General features: G+C 61.2%; 17 protein-coding genes. 10 read left to right on the plus strand and 7 right to left on the minus strand.

What is annotated here, in order from left to right:
* The first annotated feature begins 10 nt into the window (after positions 1 to 10).
* The 4 genes from M0D67_RS31595 to M0D67_RS42155 all read left to right on the plus strand — a co-directional run bounded on the left by M0D67_RS31595 (position 11) and on the right by M0D67_RS42155 (position 3,646).
* The gene (locus tag M0D67_RS31595) at positions 11 to 1,426 is read left to right on the plus strand and encodes a circularly permuted type 2 ATP-grasp protein (RefSeq protein WP_171929297.1); all 1,416 of its coding nucleotides are present in this window, start codon (positions 11 to 13) and stop codon (positions 1,424 to 1,426) included.
* A gap of 94 nt (positions 1,427 to 1,520) precedes the next feature.
* Positions 1,521 to 2,462, plus strand: a complete 942-nt coding sequence (locus tag M0D67_RS31600) for an alpha-E domain-containing protein (RefSeq protein WP_171929296.1) — start codon at positions 1,521 to 1,523, stop codon at positions 2,460 to 2,462.
* Between the two features lie 8 nt (positions 2,463 to 2,470).
* The gene (locus tag M0D67_RS31605) at positions 2,471 to 3,289 is read left to right on the plus strand and encodes a transglutaminase family protein (RefSeq protein ID WP_266240926.1); all 819 of its coding nucleotides are present in this window, start codon (positions 2,471 to 2,473) and stop codon (positions 3,287 to 3,289) included.
* 81 nt (positions 3,290 to 3,370) lie between these two features.
* Positions 3,371 to 3,646 carry a YqjD family protein gene (locus M0D67_RS42155; RefSeq protein ID WP_171929294.1) on the plus strand — a complete coding sequence of 92 codons (276 nt, stop codon included), beginning with the start codon at positions 3,371 to 3,373 and terminating at the stop codon, positions 3,644 to 3,646.
* A 64-nt stretch (positions 3,647 to 3,710) separates the two neighbouring features.
* Here M0D67_RS42155 and M0D67_RS31615 read toward each other — a convergent pair whose 3' ends face one another.
* A complete protein-coding gene (locus M0D67_RS31615; protein WP_266240927.1) occupies positions 3,711 to 5,948 on the minus strand; it encodes an NADP-dependent isocitrate dehydrogenase in 2,238 nt (745 codons plus the stop codon).
* A 243-nt stretch (positions 5,949 to 6,191) separates the two neighbouring features.
* On the opposite strand from M0D67_RS31615, the gene aspA reads away from it, so the two are divergent.
* From aspA to M0D67_RS31630, 3 genes are all read left to right on the plus strand, one after another.
* Positions 6,192 to 7,619, plus strand: coding sequence for an aspartate ammonia-lyase (aspA, locus tag M0D67_RS31620; protein WP_171929292.1), 1,428 nt, complete (start codon positions 6,192 to 6,194; stop codon positions 7,617 to 7,619).
* A gap of 116 nt (positions 7,620 to 7,735) precedes the next feature.
* Entirely contained in the window at positions 7,736 to 9,028 is a 1,293-nt protein-coding gene (locus M0D67_RS31625) for a dicarboxylate/amino acid:cation symporter (protein WP_266240928.1), read from the plus strand.
* 89 nt (positions 9,029 to 9,117) lie between these two features.
* On the plus strand, positions 9,118 to 11,079 hold the full coding sequence (locus M0D67_RS31630; RefSeq protein WP_266240929.1) for an enterotoxin: 1,962 nt from the start codon (positions 9,118 to 9,120) through the stop codon (positions 11,077 to 11,079).
* 60 nt (positions 11,080 to 11,139) lie between these two features.
* Here the strand turns inward: M0D67_RS31630 and M0D67_RS31635 are convergent, their stop codons facing one another.
* Positions 11,140 to 12,996, minus strand: coding sequence for a beta-galactosidase (locus M0D67_RS31635; protein ID WP_266240930.1), 1,857 nt, complete (start codon positions 12,994 to 12,996; stop codon positions 11,140 to 11,142).
* 253 nt (positions 12,997 to 13,249) lie between these two features.
* On the opposite strand from M0D67_RS31635, the gene M0D67_RS31640 reads away from it, so the two are divergent.
* Positions 13,250 to 13,939: an oxidoreductase gene (locus M0D67_RS31640; RefSeq protein ID WP_266240931.1), complete on the plus strand. Its 690-nt coding sequence runs from the start codon at positions 13,250 to 13,252 to the stop codon at positions 13,937 to 13,939.
* A 35-nt stretch (positions 13,940 to 13,974) separates the two neighbouring features.
* On the opposite strand, the gene aroE is transcribed toward M0D67_RS31640, so the two are convergent.
* The 5 genes from aroE to M0D67_RS31665 are packed head-to-tail and all read right to left on the minus strand — an operon-like array spanning position 13,975 to position 17,827.
* Positions 13,975 to 14,808 (minus strand): shikimate dehydrogenase, encoded by an 834-nt coding sequence (gene aroE / locus M0D67_RS31645; protein WP_266240932.1) that lies wholly within the window; start codon positions 14,806 to 14,808, stop codon positions 13,975 to 13,977.
* Positions 14,808 to 16,028 carry a CaiB/BaiF CoA-transferase family protein gene (locus M0D67_RS31650; RefSeq protein WP_266240933.1) on the minus strand — a complete coding sequence of 407 codons (1,221 nt, stop codon included), beginning with the start codon at positions 16,026 to 16,028 and terminating at the stop codon, positions 14,808 to 14,810. The genes aroE and M0D67_RS31650 overlap by 1 nt, the downstream gene beginning before the upstream one ends.
* The gene (locus tag M0D67_RS31655) at positions 16,028 to 16,486 is read right to left on the minus strand and encodes a MaoC family dehydratase (RefSeq protein WP_154563713.1); all 459 of its coding nucleotides are present in this window, start codon (positions 16,484 to 16,486) and stop codon (positions 16,028 to 16,030) included. The genes M0D67_RS31650 and M0D67_RS31655 overlap by 1 nt, the downstream gene beginning before the upstream one ends.
* 1 nt (position 16,487) lies before the next feature.
* The gene (locus M0D67_RS31660; RefSeq protein ID WP_266240934.1) at positions 16,488 to 16,880 is read right to left on the minus strand and encodes a VOC family protein; all 393 of its coding nucleotides are present in this window, start codon (positions 16,878 to 16,880) and stop codon (positions 16,488 to 16,490) included.
* A complete protein-coding gene (locus tag M0D67_RS31665) occupies positions 16,877 to 17,827 on the minus strand; it encodes a ketopantoate reductase family protein (protein WP_266240935.1) in 951 nt (316 codons plus the stop codon). Before M0D67_RS31665 ends, M0D67_RS31660 begins: the two co-directional genes overlap by 4 nt.
* Before the next feature lie 95 nt (positions 17,828 to 17,922).
* On the opposite strand from M0D67_RS31665, the gene M0D67_RS31670 reads away from it, so the two are divergent.
* Together M0D67_RS31670 and M0D67_RS31675 are read left to right on the plus strand one after the other, a co-directional pair.
* Positions 17,923 to 18,828 (plus strand): LysR family transcriptional regulator, encoded by a 906-nt coding sequence (locus M0D67_RS31670; protein ID WP_266240936.1) that lies wholly within the window; start codon positions 17,923 to 17,925, stop codon positions 18,826 to 18,828.
* 260 nt (positions 18,829 to 19,088) lie between these two features.
* Positions 19,089 to 19,698, plus strand: a 610-nt coding sequence (locus M0D67_RS31675) for a porin (protein ID WP_266240937.1), incomplete at its 3' end; no start/stop codon positions are given.

Below are 19,698 nucleotides of genomic sequence, written 5' to 3' on the forward strand. Positions count from 1 at the left end.
GAGAACCGAAGTGAAGCCATTCGATGAGATGCTGACGTCCGCTAACGGGGTCCGCGCGCCTTATGAACTGCTCAAGCAATGGCTCGATACGCAGCATCCTGCGAATCTCGCGCAGAAAGCCGATGACGCGGAAAGCGTGTTCCGCAAGACGGGCATTACGTTTGCCGTGTACGGCGAAGAAGAGGCCGCCGAGCGTCTGATTCCGTTCGACATCATCCCGCGCATCATTTCCGGTTCGGAATGGACGCGCCTTTCGCAAGGCATCGAACAGCGCGTGATCGCCCTCAACGCCTTTCTCGACGATATCTATCATCGTCAGGAGATCGTGCGCGCCGGGCGTATCCCGAAGGAACTGATCGCCCAGAACGAGGCCTTTCTGCCGGAGATGATCGGCTTCCGGCCGCCGGGGAACGTCTACACGCACATCATCGGCGTGGACATCGTGCGCACCGCCGAAAACCAGTTCTACGTGCTGGAAGACAATGCACGTACACCCTCCGGTGTCTCCTACATGTTGGAGAACCGCGAGACGATGATGCAGCTTTTCCCTGAGCTGTTTCAACAGGTCAAGGTGCGGCCGGTCGAAGCCTATCCGCAACTGCTGCGCGAGTCGCTTGCCGCGGTGTGTCCGCCCGGCGGCAACCAGGACGATCCGACCATCGCGGTGCTGACGCCCGGCATCCACAACTCCGCGTACTACGAGCATGCGTTCCTCGCCGACCAGATGGGGGTTCATCTGGTCGAGGGCAGCGATCTCCAGGTCGTGGACGGCCGCGTGGCAATGCGCACAACCGAAGGGTTCCGCGCCATCGACGTACTGTATCGCCGGCTCGATGACGCCTATCTCGATCCTCTGACTTTCCGGCCCGATTCCGTGCTTGGCGTCGCCGGCATCATGGACGTTTACCGCGCGGGCAACATCACGATCGCCAACGCACCGGGCACCGGCATCGCCGACGACAAGGCGATCTATTCCTATATGCCGGAAATCGTCGAGTTCTACACGGGCCGCAAGTCGATCCTGGAGAACGTGCCGACCTGGCGCTGTTCCGAGCCGGGCAGCCTGAAATACGTGCTGGATCATCTCGAAGAACTGGTGGTGAAGGAAGTCCACGGGTCGGGTGGTTACGGCATGCTGGTCGGGCCCGCCGCGTCGAAGAAGGAGCGGGAAGATTTCGCAGCCAAGCTCAAAACCCGTCCGAACAACTACATCGCGCAACCAACACTGGCGCTGTCGACCACACCGATCCTGACCGAAAAGGGTCTCGCGCCGCGCCACGTGGATCTGCGGCCCTTTGTGCTGGTGTCGGACCGCATTCGCATCACGCCGGGCGGTCTGACGCGCGTCGCGTTGAAAGAAGGCTCGCTGGTGGTCAATTCGAGCCAGGGCGGCGGCACCAAGGACACCTGGGTTCTGGCCGACTGAGGGCCGACTGAGGGCCGGTGGCGAGCCTCACAGAACGCCAGCCTGATACAGGACTGGCACACGGAAAAGAACAGACACTGGAGTTGGACAGGACATGCTTCTCGGACGCACAGCAAGCGGACTCTACTGGATGCACCGCTATATCGAACGCGCGGAAAACATCGCACGGATAGTCGACGCCGGGCTGCGTATGGCGCTGACCCGAACGTCCGATGCGCAGGCAACCTGGTCGTCCGTGGTGGTGACATCCGGCACGGAAGAGGGTTTCCGGGAGAAACACGACGCCTATAGCGCCGCCACCGTTTCCGACTATCTGCTGCGCGACGGCCACAATCCGTCGAGCGTCCTGTCGTGCATCGAAGCGGCGCGCTCGAATGCCCGCATGGTGCGCACGGCGCTCACCCGCGAGGCGTGGGAGAGCGTGAACGAAGCGTGGATGGTGGTCAGGCGCGTGCTCGCAACGCCGGTGGCGGCGAGCGAACTGCCGGTCGTGCTCGATCAGATCAAGCGCCAGACCGCACTGATTCGCGGCACCTTCCACGGCACGATGCTCAGAAACGAGATTTTCGATTTCGCCCGCATCGGCACGTTCATCGAACGCGCTGACAACACGGCGCGCATTCTCGACGTCAAATACCACCTGTTGCTGCCCGCGGTGTCCTATGTGGGCACGACGCTCGACAACTACCAGTGGGAATCGATCCTGCGCTCGGTCGACGCGCATCGATCCTACCGCTGGGTGTACGACGTCCAGTACAAGCCGACCAATATCGCCGACTATCTGATCCTCAACGGCCGCATGCCGCGCTCGCTGAACTTCTGCTACCTGAACATCGTCGAGAACCTCGCGTATCTGGCGCAAGACTATGGCGTCACCCATGCCTGCCATAAGACCGCCGACATTACGCTCGCCACGCTCCGCGACAATACGGTCAAGCAGATCTTCGCGCAGGGCCTGCACGAGTTTCTCGAGGGCTTCATCGGGCAGAACAACCGGCTTGGTTTTGAAATCGCCGAAACCTACAACTTCGATTGAGACCGGCCATGCGTATCGCTATTCGCCACACCTCGCACTATCAGTACGAGCAGCCGGTCCCTTATGCGTTGCAACGTCTGAGGTTGCGTCCGCAGTCTTGCCCTGGGCAGACCGTTATCGACTGGCAGGTCACGGTCGACGGCGTCGAGCCGAACGTCTCTTACGTGGACGGCCTGGGTAACCATGTCGATTTCGTGCGGCACGAGCGCAACAAGCGCGAAATCGTCATCGTGGCGGAGGGAACGATCGACACGGAGGACCGGGCTGGGATCTTCGGCGTGGTCGATGGCCTTGCCCCGTCCTGGGTCTTCGAGCGGGAGACACCGCTGACGCGGGCCGGCGAACGAATCAAGGCGCTTGCCGCTGACCTGCGCACCGAAGACGCGCCGCTCCAGTCGCTGCATGCGTTGATGAATACGATCCACGACCGGATCGCATATCAGCCCGGCATGACCGACGTGAGTACGGATGCAGAGACGGCTTTGCTCAACCACCACGGGGTCTGTCAGGACCACGCGCACGTTTTTATCGCCGTGGCGCGAGCGCTCCACATCCCGACCCGCTACGTCTCGGGCTATCTGCTGATGGACGGTGTCGCGATGCAGGCGGCGAGCCACGCATGGGCGGAGGCGTATCTCGACGGACTCGGTTGGGTCGGCTTCGATGCGGCCAACAATACGTGTCCGGATGAGCGCTATGTGCGCATCGCCACTGGCCTCGACTATCGCGACGCGATGCCCGTATCCGGTATTCGCACCGGGCAGGGTGCGGAGACGTTGACTGTCGAGCTGAGCGTTTTGCCGGTCCAGAGTCAAAGTCAAAGCTGACAGACCGATGTAACACCTCATCAGCGGTCGCGCTGATAAGGAATGCGTAGATGTTCTTAACCACGCTTGCAGGGAGGCAGTATGTCAAATTTCGGTAGCGCAGTGAGCGACATCAATGGCTCGTCGGAAGACGTCGCACACGCTTCCAGCGTGGACGCGGAGCCGGTGTCCGGCAAGGTGCGCGCGCGTCTTAAGCGCGCGAAACAGAAGGCGGCCGATGCGCAGGTCATCGTCATCGAGAAGGGGCGCAAGTCTGCTCGGGCTGCCAACGACTATGCGCATGACCGTCCGTGGACGACGGCCGGTGTGGCCCTGGGTGTCGGCGTGCTGATCGGTTTGTTGATCGGTCGAAAATAGTCCGCCGGGTTACCGGCACATCTATCCGTCGAGTCGCCCTGATTGACAGGGCGACCGGACCCTCTTAAGCCAGCGTTGCCGCCAGTGCAGCGTTCAGCGTCTTGCTCGGACGCATTACATCGGCCAGCATTTCGGCGTCAGGTCGGTAATAGCCACCGATGTCCGCCGGCTTGCCTTGCACGGCTGACAATTCGTCCACGATGATCTGCTCGTTGTCAGTCAGTTGCTTGGCCAGCGGTGCAAACTGTGCGGCAAGCGCGGCGCTTTCGGTTTGCGCCGCCAATTCCTGAGCCCAGTACAGGGCGAGATAAAACTGGCTGCCGCGGTTGTCCAACTGACCGGTCTTGGGCGACGGGTTTTTGTTGTTGTCCAGCAGTTTGCCCGTGGCCGCATCCAGCGTTTTAGCCAGAATTCTCGCCTTGTCGTTGTCGGTCTTGATGCCCAACTCTTCCAGTGACACGGCGAGTGCCAGGAATTCACCCAACGAATCCCAGCGCAGATGGTTTTCTTCCACGAGTTGCTTGACATGCTTGGGCGCCGAGCCGCCGGCACCGGTTTCGTACAAACCGCCGCCTGCCATCAGGGGAACGATGGATAGCATTTTTGCACTCGTGCCAAGCTCCATGATAGGGAACAGGTCGGTGAGGTAGTCGCGCAGGATGTTGCCCGTGACCGAGATGGTATCGAGGCCGCGAATGACGCGCTCCAGCGTGTAACGCATGGCGCGCACCTGCGACATGATCTGAATGTCCAGGCCCGTGGTGTCGTGGTCCTTGAGGTAGGCCTCGACCTTCTTGATCACCTCGGCTTCGTGCGGGCGGTACGGGTCCAGCCAGAAGATGGCCGGCGTGCCGGAGTTGCGGGCGCGCGTGACGGCCAGCTTGACCCAGTCGCGGATCGGCGCGTCCTTGACCTGGCACATGCGCCAGATGTCGCCTTCTTCAACGTTCTGCGTGAGCAGCACGTCGCCGGTGGCGAGGTCGACGATGCGCGCTTCGCCCGCTTCCGGAACTTCAAAGGTCTTGTCGTGCGAGCCGTATTCCTCGGCCTGCTGGGCCATCAACCCGACATTGGGGACCGTGCCCATCGTGACGGGGTCGAAGTTGCCGTTGGTTTTGCAGAAGTTGATGATCTCCTGGTAGATGCGGGCGAACGTGCTCTCCGGGATCACGGCCTTGGTGTCCTTCGGACGGCCGTCGGCGCCCCACATCTTGCCGCCGATGCGGATCATGGCCGGCATCGAGGCGTCCACGATCACGTCGTTAGGCGCATGCAGGTTGGAGATACCCTTGGCCGAGTCCACCATCGCCAGTTCGGGGCGATGCTCGTGGCAGGCGTGCATATCGCGGATGATTTCTTCGCGCTTCGAACTGGGCAGGCTTTCCAGCTTGTCGTACAAATTGACGAGGCCGTTGTTGACGTTCACGCCCAGTTCGTCGAACAGCTTGCCGTGCTTCTCGAAGGCTTCCTTGTAGAAAATCTTCACCGCGTGGCCGAAGACAATGGGGTGCGAAACCTTCATCATCGTCGCCTTGACGTGCAGCGACAGCATGACGCCAGTCTTGCGGGCGTCTTCCATCTGCTCTTCGTAGAAGTCGCACAGCGCCTTCTTGCTCATGAACATGCTGTCGATGATCTCGCCGTCCAGCAGCGACACCTTGGGCTTGAGCACAATGGCTTTACCGCTTTGTGTCAGCAATTCCATCTTCACGTCGCGGGCGTGATCCACCGTCAAGGACTTTTCGCCATGGTAGAAGTCGCCGTGTTTCATGTGAGCCACGTGGGTGCGCGAAGCCATGCTCCACTCGCCCATGCTGTGCGGGTTCTTGCGGGCATAGTTTTTTACGGCGGCGGGCGCGCGGCGGTCCGAGTTGCCCTCGCGCAGTACGGGATTGACAGCGCTGCCGAGGCACCTGGAGTAGCGTTGGCGGATGGCTTTCTCAACGTCGGTTTTCGGCTCCTCAGGGAAATCCGGCACCGCGTAGCCCTTGGCCTGCAGCTCCTTGATCGCGCCGACCAGTTGATGGACTGAGGCGCTGATGTTGGGCAGCTTGATGATATTGGTGGCGGGCAGGAGGGTGAGGCGGCCGAGTTCGGACAGGCTGTCGGGCACCCGTTGCGCCTCGGTCAGAAATTCGGGGAACTCGCCCAGGATGCGGCCCGCCAGGGAGATGTCGCTGGTGGTGACGTCGATGCCGGCCGCCGCGGTGAATGTGCGGACGACGGGCAGGAAGGCGCTGGTCGCTAGCAGCGGGGCCTCATCGGTCAGGGTGTAGATGATCGTCGGTTGCTGGGTGCTCATCGCTTGCCTCAAGATCGGGAAACCTGTTCTGGATGTCACCGGCCGCGTCACAAACCGGCATTCGTGTTCGAATTCTGCCTGATTTCGGTTTCGTCATCATGGAATTTCCGACAAACCCGGCTGACCTATGCGTGGACTGGCGCGCGTCATGAAAAATTAGCATGACGGTCGCGCTGGATTTTTGTTTCCTCCATATAGGTACAAGGGTGTCTTCAACCCCAATCCCGCGCGAGGAACATGTCTATGGCCGCTGAAATCTTCTTTAGAACCGAACATGATCTGCTTGGCGATCGTGACGTTCCCGCTCACGTCTACTATGGGGTTCACACGCTACGCGCGCTGGAAAATTTCCCGATTACCGGTTCGCCGATCTCGGTATACCCGGAGTTGATCAAGGCACTGGCTTGCATCAAACAGGCCGCCGCACAGGCGAATCATGAGCTGGGCCTGCTCGACGCGACGCGTTGTGACGCCATCGTCGGTGCCTGCGCTGAATTGCTGGAAGGCAAGTTGCATGATCAGTTTGTAGTCGACGTCATTCAGGGCGGCGCCGGGACATCGACCAACATGAATGCGAACGAGGTGATTGCCAACCGCGCGCTCGAACTGTTGGGGAAGAAGAAAGGCGAATACCAGTATTTGCACCCGAATGAGCAGGTCAACATTGGCCAGAGCACCAACGATGTGTACCCTTCGGCCCTGAAAGTCGCGACATGGTTCGGCATTCTGAGTCTCATCGACGCGATGGCCGTTTTGCGCCGCGCCTTCGAAGCAAAGTCGCTGGAGTTCAAGGACGTTCTGAAAATGGGACGTACGCAATTGCAGGACGCGGTGCCGATGACGCTCGGTCAGGAGTTCAGCACCTACGCCGTGATGCTCGGAGAGGATGAGGAGCGGCTTCGGGAGGCGGCGCTGCTGATCTGTGAAATCAACATGGGCGCGACGGCGATCGGTACCGGCATTACAGCGCATCCCGATTACGCACCGCTGATCCTGAAGCATCTCAAGGAAATTACGGGCATTCCGCTTGTCACGGCACCCAACCTCATAGAAGCGACGCAGGACTGCGGCGCTTTCGTTCAGTTGTCCGGCGTGCTCAAGCGCGTGGCAGTCAAGCTCTCAAAAACCTGCAACGACTTGCGTCTGCTCTCCAGCGGTCCCCGTGCGGGTCTTGGGGAAATCAATCTCCCGCCCATGCAGGCTGGCTCGAGCATCATGCCAGGGAAGGTCAACCCAGTCATTCCCGAGGTCGTGAACCAGATTGCGTTCGAGGTCATCGGCAACGATGTCACCGTGAGTTTCGCGGCCGAGGCAGGTCAGCTCCAGTTGAATGCGTTCGAGCCGATCATCGCGCACAGCCTGTTCAAGAGCGTGACCCACCTGCGCAACGGCTGCCTGACACTCGCCGAGCGCTGTGTCAAAGGCATTACCGCCAACGAGGCGCACTTGCGCGCGTCGGTCGAGAACTCGATCGGCATCGTGACGGCACTCAATCCGTACATCGGCTACGCCAACGCGACATCCGTCGCGATGGAGGCACATGCCACGGGCGGACGCGTCTACGACATCGTGCTCGCGAGGGGGCTGTTGTCCGAGCAACAGCTCGACGAGATCCTCAAGCCCGAGGTACTCACGCAGCCCACGCCGCTTCATATCCCGCCGAAGCAGTAAAAGCGATCTGACCGTATGAAGCACCCGGTGTCGAGCCGGGAGACGACGCGTTGCCCAGGTACTAATTGATTGATGCTCAACCCACGATCTAGCGCAGTTGCCGGAGACAGGAATTCATGAAGACGAACAAGCTTACGACGTGGATCATGGTCGCCATGGTTCTGGGTGTTGCTGTGGGTTACCTTTGCAACATCAACGCACCCGACGCAAAGGCCGCCAAGGCGATCGCCGGTTATTTCTCGATTGCCACAGATGTGTTCCTGCGTCTGATAAAAATGGTCATCGCGCCGCTGGTGTTCGCGACCCTGGTGGGGGGCATCGCCAGCATGGGGGACTCGTCCGCCGTCGGTCGCATGGGCGCCAAGGCAATGGGGTGGTTCATCTCCGCCTCGGTGGTATCGCTGCTGTTCGGTATGCTGTTCGTGAACGTCCTGCAGCCGGGCCACGCGCTTAACCTGCCTCTGCCGGACATCGCCGCCACGACCAATCTGCAGACCTCCACGCTGAACCTGAAGGACTTTGTCACCCACGTTTTCCCCAGGAGCGTGTTCGAGGCGATGTCCCAGAACGAGGTGCTGCAGATTCTGGTCTTCTCGCTGTTCTTCGGTTTCGCCATCGCGTCGTTCAAGGGCCGCGCCGGCCAGCATCTGCTCGCGCCGATCGACGACCTGGGCAAGACGATGCTGCGCGTTACCGACTACGTGATGCGCTTTGCCCCACTCGGCGTATTCGGGGCGGTGGCCGCCGCGATCACCGTTCAGGGCATCGGCGTGCTCGTGACCTACGGCAGGTTCATCGGCGAGTTCTACGTGGCCCTGCTGGTGCTGTGGGCGGCATTGATCGGAGCGGGCTATCTGTTCCTTGGCGCACGCGTATTTACGCTGCTCAAGCTGGTCAAGCAGCCAACCATCCTGGCTTTCTCGACCGCCAGCAGCGAGGCCGCCTATCCCTCGGTCATGGAGCAACTGAAGAAGTTCGGTGTACCCGACAAGATCACCGGCTTCGTGTTGCCGCTCGGCTATTCGTTCAACCTCGATGGCTCGATGATGTACTCCGCCTTCGCGTCGCTGTTCATCGCCCAGGCCTACAACATCCAGCTCAGCCTGACGGAGCAGATCACCATGCTGCTGGTGCTGATGATCACGAGCAAGGGCATCGCCGGTGTGCCGCGGGCGTCCATCGTCGTGGTGGCTGCCGTTCTGCCGATGTTCAAGCTGCCCGAGGCCGGCGTTCTGCTGATCCTCGGCATCGACCAGTTTCTCGACATGGGCCGCACGGCGACCAACGTGATCGGCAATAGCATCGCCACCGTGGTGGTGGCCAAGTCGGAAGGCTTGCTCGGCGTCACGCGCGATGTCGACGAGGACGACATGGTTGAGCCGCCCGAGCAGAACGCTCTGGCGAACTAGGGCGGAGCGGGGTTCGTGGGAGGGCTTGGACGCGCTGGGCCGTTGCCGGTACTCTATGGACGTTGCTCCTGCTCGAGACAGGCCTCCCAATGCGCGTCAACGATGCTTTCCCCACGCAAGCCGGCATGCCCGTGTTCCAGACGACGGGCGATGCCTGCTCATTCGGTAACGACGCGCTCGCGTTGCGCTGGATCGTCAGGGACGAACGGCTAGCCGATTTCTCACTGATGGATTTCGCGGGGGAACGCACGCTGCCCATCGTCGCGCCATTCGCGCTATTGCTTGGTGACGGAAGGTCCGTTGGCGTGGCCGAGTTGAGGATCCTTGCGCCGCTGAACGAAACCCTGCTCGCACCAAACCCCCACGCGTCCCGCCTCGCCGAACGAATCGCAGGCCGATGCGTGAGCGCCACCCTCGTCGACGCGCAGGGCCGTCTAAAGGTGGAGTGGAGCGTGGAGCAGCGCGAAGGCTCACGATACCTGCGCGAACAGCTAGCGATTACAGCGCTTCTTCGGGACGAAAATATCGCCGTCGTTTCATTGCTGGAGACGCGTGCTGCTGACGCACAGGCTAGCAGCGAACTGAAGGGCACGCCTGTCATCGCGGGCAACTTCTATCTGGGCTTCGAGCTGCCGCTGGCGGAAAGTCATGTGGACGGCGACAGCGTCAGCTTTACTCTGCAACGCGCATTGCCGCTGGAAAAGAACAGGACGCTGGTCTACTCCGCCGTGGCCGGCGTAGTGCGCGACGGCCAGTTGCGGCGCGACTTCGCCACCTATCTGGAACGGGAGCGGGCTCACCCGTACCGCCCGTTTCTGCACTACAACAGTTGGGGCGACATCGGCTACCTCACGCCGTACACACAGCAGCAAGCGCTGGAGCGCATCGAAGCAATCGGCCGCGAGTTGCATGAAGCGCGCGGGGTGCAGATCGATTCGTTTCTGTTCGACGATGGCTGGGACGACCTTAGCGGCGGCTGGCATTTCAGCAAGGATTTTCCGCATGGCTTCGTTCCGCTGCGCGACGCTGCAGCACGATACGGCGCCGCGCCCGGCGTATGGGTGTCCCCGTGGGGTGGCTACTGTGCGCCGCAACAGGAACGCGTGATGCGCGGCCGTGCTGCTGGCTATGAGGTCATCGATAACGGACTCGCGCTATCGGGGCCGAATTACTATCGACGCTTTCACGACGTCGTGATGGCCTTGCTTGATGAGGACGGCGTCAACCAGTTCAAGTTCGACGGGACAGGCAACGCCGACACGGTGTTTCCAGGCAGCCTCTTCGATAGCGATTGGGACGCGGCGATCCAGCTCATCGAGCACATCCGCGCGGTCAAACCGGATACCTTCATCAATCTCACTACAGGGACGCATCCGTCGCCGTTCTGGTTGCGTTACGCGGACTCCATCTGGCGCGGTGGCAGGGACGACGATCTGGCCGGAACCGGCACTAACCGTGAGCGCTGGATTACGTACCGCGACGCGCAGACGTACCACAACGTCGTGGTGCGCAGTCCGCTCTTCCCGCTCAATTCGCTGATGCTGCACGGCATCCTCTACGCGCAGTGCAATCCGCGCCTGAACACGGCAGCAGGCGATGATTTCGCCAACGAGGTGCGTTCCTACTTCGGCAGCGGCACGCAATTGCAGGAGCTATACATTACGCCGGTGCTGCTCACCGAGTCCGACTGGGATGTGCTCGCGGAGGCCGCCAGATGGGCGCGCGAAAACGGCGATGTACTGCGCGACAGCCACTGGATCGGCGGGGCACCTGACCAGCTAGCGGTCTACGGTTGGGCAGCGTGGGCGCAGCACAAGTCGATCGTGACGCTTCGCAATCCGGACAGCCGCGCGCAACGCTTCACGCTGGATCTGCGGCGACACCTGGAGTTGCCGGCCGCGGCGGCGGCGCGCTTCAGTGCGCGTAGCATTTGGCGTGGAGGGGTTTCCGATATTCCAGCTTTGCTAGACGCTGACGTGCCGCAGGAAGTCCAGCTCGCGCCGTTCGAAGTGCTTACGCTGGAACTGTTGCCGATCGCTGAAGCGGAGTAGTGGTGTGCATGTGGCCGCATTTTTTCGCCGCTTGCCCGGCAGCGACCCGCGGCGCTCGCGCTAAGACAACGTGTCCGCCAGTTCCACCGGCTTCGCCTGGGTCTGGTGCAAGTCGAAGATCAGCACTTCGTTGTCACCGCGCACGAGCCACGGCGCAGGGCAATACAGGCGCCTTTGCGGACCGATATTCCAGTAGCGTCCGAGATTGTGCCCGTTGACCCAGACGACGCCCTTGGTCCAGTTGCTCATGTCAAGCCAGGTGTCGCCGACTTCATCCAGCCGCAAGCTTGCCTTGAAAAACAGCCCGGGCTTCAGCGGGTTCGCGCAGCTTCTTTTCAGGTTGGCGACAAACGTCTCATCCATCGGCAGCAGGAAGACTTCCCAGCCCTTGAGCACGGAGAGCGACCCATCGGCGATTTTCATCCTGACCGGGTCGAGCAGTCCTTTGCGATCGACGAGCGCGGGGCCGAAGTTGACCCGCCCCATGCCCTGCACGAGGATCGCTAACGATACCGGGCCGCCTGGGTTCGACTCGTGCTCCGGCAACGTCGAAGGTAGCGCGAGCGGCGCGCAATGCATCACGTGGAGCGGCTGTGCGTACTCCGGCGGTATTTGCGCCCTCGACACGCCGCCCGCGTAGCGTTCGCCGACGAAAACGGTCGCATAGTCATGAACACTGCTGATATCCAGCACACCACTCGCGTACTCTTGCAACTGCTTGCGGTACAGCACGAAGCCAAACGCCTGACCATAACTCTCGAAGGACTGTGGATCGATGCTCTGTTCGCGCGGCAGCGCCGCGGGCAGGTTGTCCCAGATCGACGCGTAGAGGGTTGGCATCAAAGCATCGACGCCTGTGCATTCGAGCGTGGCGATGGCGCCAGGGACATCGGGCAACGGCGCAGGCAGGTAGCCGCCGATGATGTCGCGGTACTTCATATACTTCGGTGTCGCCGCGCCCTGCTCGTTGATCGGCGCCGAATAGTCGTAGCTGGTGATGTCGGGCTGATAGTTGCCTGAATCATCCACGTTCGCGCCGGCATAGAAACCAAAGCTCGTACCGCCGTGAATGACATACAGATTGAACGACCGTTTCGACTGCATGAACGCGGTCAAGGTGTGCGAGAGGTCGTAGTTCAACCCTGCGAAACCCGGTTCACCCCAATGAGTGAGCCACCCTGGGTACACCTCACCGGCCATCGCGGGCACCGCGGGGAATTCCCGGCGGACGGTTGCGATTTGCGCCGCATCGCCATTGCTCAACGCAATCGCACCACCGCTTACCGTGGTGCGATTGCGTTCGAGTTGCAGGAGGCCATCTTCGGTGTAGAACGGCCCGGTTACACCTCCTTTGAGCCAAAGCTGCCTGAGCTCTTCGAGGTATGCCGGATTGCTCGCATACGAACCGAATTCATTTTCGATCTGGATCATCAGGATCGGTCCGCCGTTTTGGGTCAGCAACGGCTTAATACGTGGGACCAGTTCCTCGATGTAGCGAGCCACCGCCGCCATGTAACGAGCATCGGTGGCCGAGTCGGTCCTCAACTGGACGTCCGGATCGCTCAACAGGTAGGAAGGGAGCCCTCCCAGATCCCATTCGGCGCAGACGTAGGGCCCGGGGCGCAGCAGCACCCACATTCCTTCGGACTGGCACAGCCGGATGAAGGCCTCGATATCGCGGTTGCCGCTGCGGAAATCGAACACGCCCGGACGTGTCTCGTGGTAATTCCACATGATGTACAAGGCGATGCAGTTCATCCCCATCGCCTTGGCCATCCTGATTCGATGCTGCCAATACTCGCGTGGGATGCGGGCCGGGTGCATCTCGCCGCTGCGAATCTGGAACGGCTCGCCGTCGAGCAGGAAGTGTTCGCCGTCGGGGCTGAAAGAGAAGGTGTGGCCGCATTCGAGGTTCACGGTGCACTCACACTTTGGCGCCTGAGGCGCGGTTGAACTAAGCGAAGGGTGAAAACCAGCCAACGGCCACCTTTATCCGCATGGTTGTATACGTGGTATGCGCGTTGAACGCCTTGCTGGTGGATTTCTCGCGCCCTAACCTGAATCTGACATTCAGCGGTCCTTCGAACAGTTTCCTGGGCCGGCCATCTCATGCAATCCATACATCGACGAACTCCCGATTTCGGAAGACGAAGATCCTATTGGAGAAGACATGCACGACAACCTCCTCCCGGTCATCATCACACGGAAATGGCAACTTGCCGAGAGTTACCATGCCGTTGAACTTCAAGCCAGGTCCCGATCGGAGCTTCCGTCGTTTGACGATGGCGCTTGCATCACCCTTGTTCGGGACAACGTCATCTGCAAGGAAAGAATATATCCGCTGTGCTGTTTTACGTCCCGGCCGAGCGCATATGTGATCGCTGTGCGACAGGATGATGACGATACGGACGCAGAAACGGCTGACATCTCACTGAGTCAAGGAGACGAGGCGTTCATCGTAACGCCACGGAGTCCTACGGTTGTTTTAGACGATAGCACACGATCTATTCTTTTTGCTGGAGGCGTTGGCGCCGCATCGATAGCGGGAATCGCGAATCGGCTTGCCTTGGCAGGTCAAAAATTCGAGCTGCACAACTTCGCTCGATCACCTGAACGTGCAGTCTTTCGGAAAGAACTCGACGCGCTTAAAAGGGAAGGTGGGATCCATCACCATTTTGGCTTGAATGCTGACCGATTGGAGCAGACCACTTCGCACGCGATGAGCCCGGCACATGCGAACACTCAGATCTACTGCAGTGGCCCCCCAGCATTTATGGATCTTATCGAGCGGCAGGCCCGCGACTGGGTGTATCCGGCTAATATCCACAAAATTGTCTTGGGCGACAGAAAAAATTCATAGGCGCGTCTTTTCCCCGATATGGTGTCGGTTCAAGCTCAATCGAGCGGAACGGTAAGCCTGTCGATTACGGCATGCGTCTGGGGCCGTACGCCGCGCCACCAGGCGAATGCTTCCGCGGCTTGCTCCACCAGCATGCCGACACCGTCCGCGACGCCCGCCACGCCCGCATTGCGTGCGAGCCTCAGGAAAGGCGTCAGTCGCTTGCCGTAGGCGAGTTCATAGGCCACACCCGATGGGCTGAAAACGCTCGGCGGAACCGGCGGCAACTCGCCGGTGAGGCTGGCCGATGTCGCATTGACCACCAGGTCGAAGCGTCCCATCGTTTCAAGCTCGCCGTAGCCGCAGGCGACCAGGGGACTTCCGGCCGCGACTTGCGCTACCAGCGCCTTTACCTTGGAGACGTCCCTGTTTGCGATGACCAGTTCACCAGGGCGCGCCGCAATGAACGGTAGCAATGCGCCACGCACTGCGCCCCCCGCGCCAAGAACCAGCACGCGCTTGCCGGCCATCGGCAGGCTCAGGTTAACTTCGATGTCGCGCACCAGGCCGACACCGTCGAAGTTCTCGGCAACGATCCGGCCATCCTTGAAGCTCAGCGCGTTGGCCGCGCCGGCCAGTGCGGCGCGCTCGCTGCGCTCATCGGCGATCGCGAACGCCTTCAGCTTGAACGGCGCGGTCACGTTCATGCCTTTGCCGCCCGCCGCGACGAACGCATGGACGGTCCCGGCGAAGGCATCCTGCGGCTCGACTGGACCCTCGATGGCCGTATAGGACATGTCCTGCTGTGTCTCTTGCGCGAAGAGGCCGTGGATCAGCGGAGATTTCGTATGGCCGATTGGGTTGCCGATCACGGCGTACTGGTCAGTCATCACGGCCTCAGCTTTGAATACAGCACACCATCGGTTTGCATTGCGTCGATTTCGGCGGCACCGAAGCCGAGCGACTGCGCGACTACCGCGTTGTGCTGACCGAGATCGGGCGCGACCTCGTGAATCGTCGTGTCGCAGTCGGAGAACCGGAACGGCAGGTTCGGCAGACGCAACTTCCCGTAACGCGGGTGCTCCTGCTCGACTACCATGCCTCGCGCGACGATCTGCGGATCGGTGAGCACTTCGTCGATGCGTTGCACCTTCGCACAAGGCACGTCAATGCCATCGAGCAGCTCCAGCACCTGTGCGACCGGCTGGTTGGCCACCCAGGGTTTCACGATGGACAGAATCTCCAACCGGTTCGTATTGCGCCCCGCGAGGGTGTGAAAACGCGTGTCGGTGCCGAAGCCAGCGGGGGCGCCATGCGCTTCGATCAGCGCTGCGAAACGCTTCCATGCGTCGTCTACTTGCGCGGCGATCACAAGGTCGCCATCAGCGGCACGGAACACGCCGTAGAGCGTCGACGTCGGCATGTCGTGACCGGTCTGTTCGGGGACGACGCCTTGCATCGTGTAGCACTGCACCGCGTATTCGTGCATCGACACCAGCGTGTCGTACAGCGCCATATCGATGTGCTGGCCCCGGCCGCTCTTTGCGCGACCGAGTAGCGCTGCGTTGATCGCCGCCACCGCGTGAATGCCGGTGTACATGTCGCCGAGCGAGATGCGCATCAGCGGCGGCGGCTCGCCGGGACTACCGATCATCTGCATGATCCCGCTCTTCGCTTCGGCAATCAGGCCGAAGCCGGCGCGATGCGCGTCCGGCCCCGTATGGCCATATGCCGAGATCGAGCAGTAGACGAGGCTCGGATTGCGTGCGGACAACTCGTCATAGCCGAGCCCGAGCTTGTTCAGCGCGCCGGGCCGATAGTTTTCGACAAACACGTCCGCCGAGTCGCACAGACGCTGCATGAATTCCTTGCCGCGCGAGTCCTTCATGTTGACGCTAACACCGCGTTTTCCCATGTTGAGCTGCAGGAAGTAGCCGCTCTGCTCATCATCGAGCACGGTGGCGTGTTGACGTCCAGCGTCGCCGCTGACCGGACGTTCGACCTTGATGACTTCGGCGCCGAGCGCCGCGAGGCAGCGCCCGACGTACGGGCCGGCCAGGAAGTGGCTGTAGTCGACGACGCGAATACCTTCGAGAGGACGGGCTTGCATCAGAACGCTCCCGGTCGGCGCGGCACCATCAGACGATGTTCGCCGTGCTGGACAACCTGGCCATCCTGATTGATCAGATCGGAGGGCAGCACGACGATGCCCCAGTCTGGACGGCTTTTGCTCGCGCGCATCGCGCCCACGCGGAATTTCACGTGCAGCAAATCGTTGACCTTGATCGGCAGGTTGAAATCCCACGTCCAGCCGAGCGACATGCCGGGCAGGAAGCGATAAGTGCTTTGGGTCTTGAGGCCATCGGCAATAGACAAGCCAAACAGGCCGTGTGCGACGATCGAGCCGAAGTGGCTCGCGTTCGCGTATGCCTCGTCTACGTGGACCGGCGTGTGATCGCCAGTGAGATCGGCGTAGGCCAGGATGCGCTCTTTGGTCACCGTGTAAGTCGGGCTCACGCATTCGTCGCCTTCGCGGGCATCGTCCCAGTATTTATCGACGATCGTCATGTCACACCTCCGCACGCGGGTTGATGTCCAGTGCCCGCGCCACGCACGATGCGGGCCTGGCCTGAATCAGTTCGACGGCGAGTCCGTCCGGCAAGCGCAACCAGTTGCGTCCCTGCGGCATTTCGCTGACGTCGTATCGATGCGCGGCGGCGAGCGCCGCCTCCATGTCTTCGCACATCACGCCGAGATGGCCGAGCCGGCCTTCAGGCGCATCATGGTTGGGGTTATGGATGAATTGCAGACCGCCGAGCGTCCAGTACTGCCGGGGTTCGTCGACAGTGCCGTCGACCTCGCGCATCGTCATGCCGAGCACGTCTTCGAAAAAACGGATATGCCACTGAATATCTTTTACCCAGATGGCGACGTGCTCCAGATAGGCCTTGCTGCCGTTCATACGGTTGTCTCCCAATGTTGTCGGTCGGTCATGGCGCGCTCGATGCCCTTGATGCAGGCCACCAGCGTCGCGTTGACCGGGGTCGGCACGCCGTGCCGTTGTCCCCAGCACACGACCGCGCCGTTGATAAAGTCGATTTCGGTGATGGAGCCCTTCTCGAGGCTTTGCAACATCGAGGTCTTGAAGGCAGGGGAGAGTCCTTCTCCGGCGAGCGTCCACGGGCGTTCGGGATTAGTGGTGGAGAGCTTCACACCGGCGGCGCGAGCGACCGCCATCGCCTCGGCGACCGCTGCGAGCGCGGTCGTCTTCAGAAGCGCTTCGTCGTAGAGTTGGCCGTACGTCAGGCCGGTGATGCCGGTCAGCGCGCCAGTCGCGACATTGACCAGCAGCTTGTCCCACATCGTGCCGACGATGTTGTCGCTGACCGTGGTGGCTAGTCCGGCGGCGTTGAAGGTTGCGGCGAGCGCCGTCGCGCGGGAGGTAATCCGGCCGTCGAGTTCGCCGATGTAGGTGGCCTTGCCGGCGACACCTGACTCGATGTGGCCCGGGTTGCGCATCACGCCGCCAACGTACGTTTTGCCAGCCAGCACGCGTTCGCGCCCCACGATGCCGGCGAGCACATCTTCGTGCCCCAGGCCGTTCTGTAACGACAGGACCAGCGTTTCGGGTCCGATCAGCTCCAGTGCGCCGCGCATCGCGGCATCGGTGTGAAACGATTTGACCAGCACGACGACCAGATCGACGACACCGGCCTCGGCCGCCTGTGTCGCCGCGCGGACCTTCACGCGACGGGAACCATCCGCATCGTCCACCTGTAGTCCGTCACACCTCATCGCCTCCACATGCACCACCGAACGGTTCAGCAACCAGACCTCGTTGCCGCCTTCGGTCAGCGCCGCGCCAATGGCGCAGCCCAGCGCCCCCGCACCCAGAATCGCAATCTTCACTGCCGTCTCCTCAACATGGAGACCACGATACGGGCCGACGCTCATATCGGCAATGCAATGAATACAATGACGTCATTGCGGAGGGCAATAATCCTATGAACTCGACCGAACTTCCTGATCTGAAACTTCTACAACTTTTCGACCTTCTGTACGACGCCCGCAGCGTCACGCGTGTGGCCGAGCAGCTCGGACAAAGTCAGCCGACGATTAGCATCTGGCTCGGGCGTTTGCGGGAGCATCTGCAGGACCCGTTGTTCATACGTACATCGGGCGGTATGGCGCCAACACCGCAAGCCGATGCGCTGATCGGCCCGTGCCGGGAGATTCTCGAATCGCTGCGACGCTTCGCTGCCTGGGAGATCGAGTTCGATCCAGCCACCGCGAAGCGGCGGTTCCGTATCTGCATGACCGACGCCAGCCACATAACGCTGCTTCCGCGATTGCTGGCGCACGTGCGCGCGCAGGCGCCGGGTCTACGCCTCGAAGCGACGAGGATTGACGGCAATACGGAGCGGGCGCTGGAATCCGGTGAGGCCGACCTTGCGATCGGCCATGTGCCCTGGCTTGGCGGTGGGATTTACCAGCAGCAGCTATACCTGCAGGACTGGGTCTGTCTGGCGAATCGCCGTCACCCGAGGTTAGGCACCAAACTCGGCCTGAAGCACTATCGCGCGGAGGGACATGTCGCGATCACTGCGGGGACGGGAGCGCAACTGCTCGAACAGGCGCTGGTCCGTGAGCATATCGATCGCGACGTGGTGCTGGAGTTACCGGGTTTCCTCGGGCTCGGGGCGATCATCAAGAGTACCGACCTGATCGCCACGCTGCCGCGACACATCGGTGAGACGCTGGCAAAGGTCAATGATCTGGCGGTCCATCCGTGTCCGGTTCCTGTGGATGGTTTTGCCGTTCGGCAGCACTGGCACGCCAGATATCACCACGAAGCGGGCAACCGTTGGCTGCGTGGTCTGGTGGTGCAGTTGTTCGGAACCTCGGGCTGATCAGGCCGGCCGCGCTAACTCAATCAAAATCGCACCAGAAAAAAACTAACTAGATCGTACAAATGCGTATAAACCCCGAAAGACATCGGATCGCGTTTGAACGACACTTCGTGCTGGTTTGGAGATCCAGGCGTCACTCAGTGCTCACCCCTCTTCGCATTTGCACCGGCATGCTGAGCCGGCTAGCTCTGCACACCTTGGATTAGCGGGGCGATTACGGGTGTTAGAGATTGAGAAAAGATTTTTAAAGAGGAGCAGAAATGAAAAAGGTAATAGCAACCTCGGCCCTTGGGTTGGTCGCCCTCGGCGCGCACGCTCAGAGCAGTGTGACGCTGTACGGGATCGTCGATGCGGGGATCGGTTATCAGAGCAGCCAGACGTCGCTTGGTTCGACGAGTGGCGGTCGCTCGGTGATCAAGATGGTGAACGGCATCTGGGCAGGCAGCCGTTTCGGCCTGAAGGGTGCCGAAGATCTGGGCGGCGGCACGAAGGCGATCTTCCAGTTGGAAGAAGGCTTTAACAGTGCAACCGGCGCACAGGCCGTCTCCGGTCTGGCGTTCAACCGGCAAGCGTACGTCGGCGTGGCCAACGCCACCTACGGCTCGTTCACGGCCGGCCGTCAATACACGTCGTACTACACGCTGCTGTCGCCTTATAGCCCGACCACGTGGCTGACGGGCGCATACGGCGCACACCCGGGCGATATCGATTCGCTGGATACGCTGTACCGCGTGAATAACTCGCTGGTGTACACGTCGCCGAGCATGTATGGCCTGACGGTGAGCGGTTCGTATGCGCTGGGCGGCGTGGCAGGCAGCACCAATGCCGGTTCGACGTATAGCGCGGCGATCCAGTACCTGAATGGTCCGT

This window comes from Paraburkholderia sp. SECH4 (assembly GCF_030511745.1).
Classification (GTDB): Bacteria; Pseudomonadota; Gammaproteobacteria; order Burkholderiales; family Burkholderiaceae; genus Paraburkholderia; species Paraburkholderia madseniana.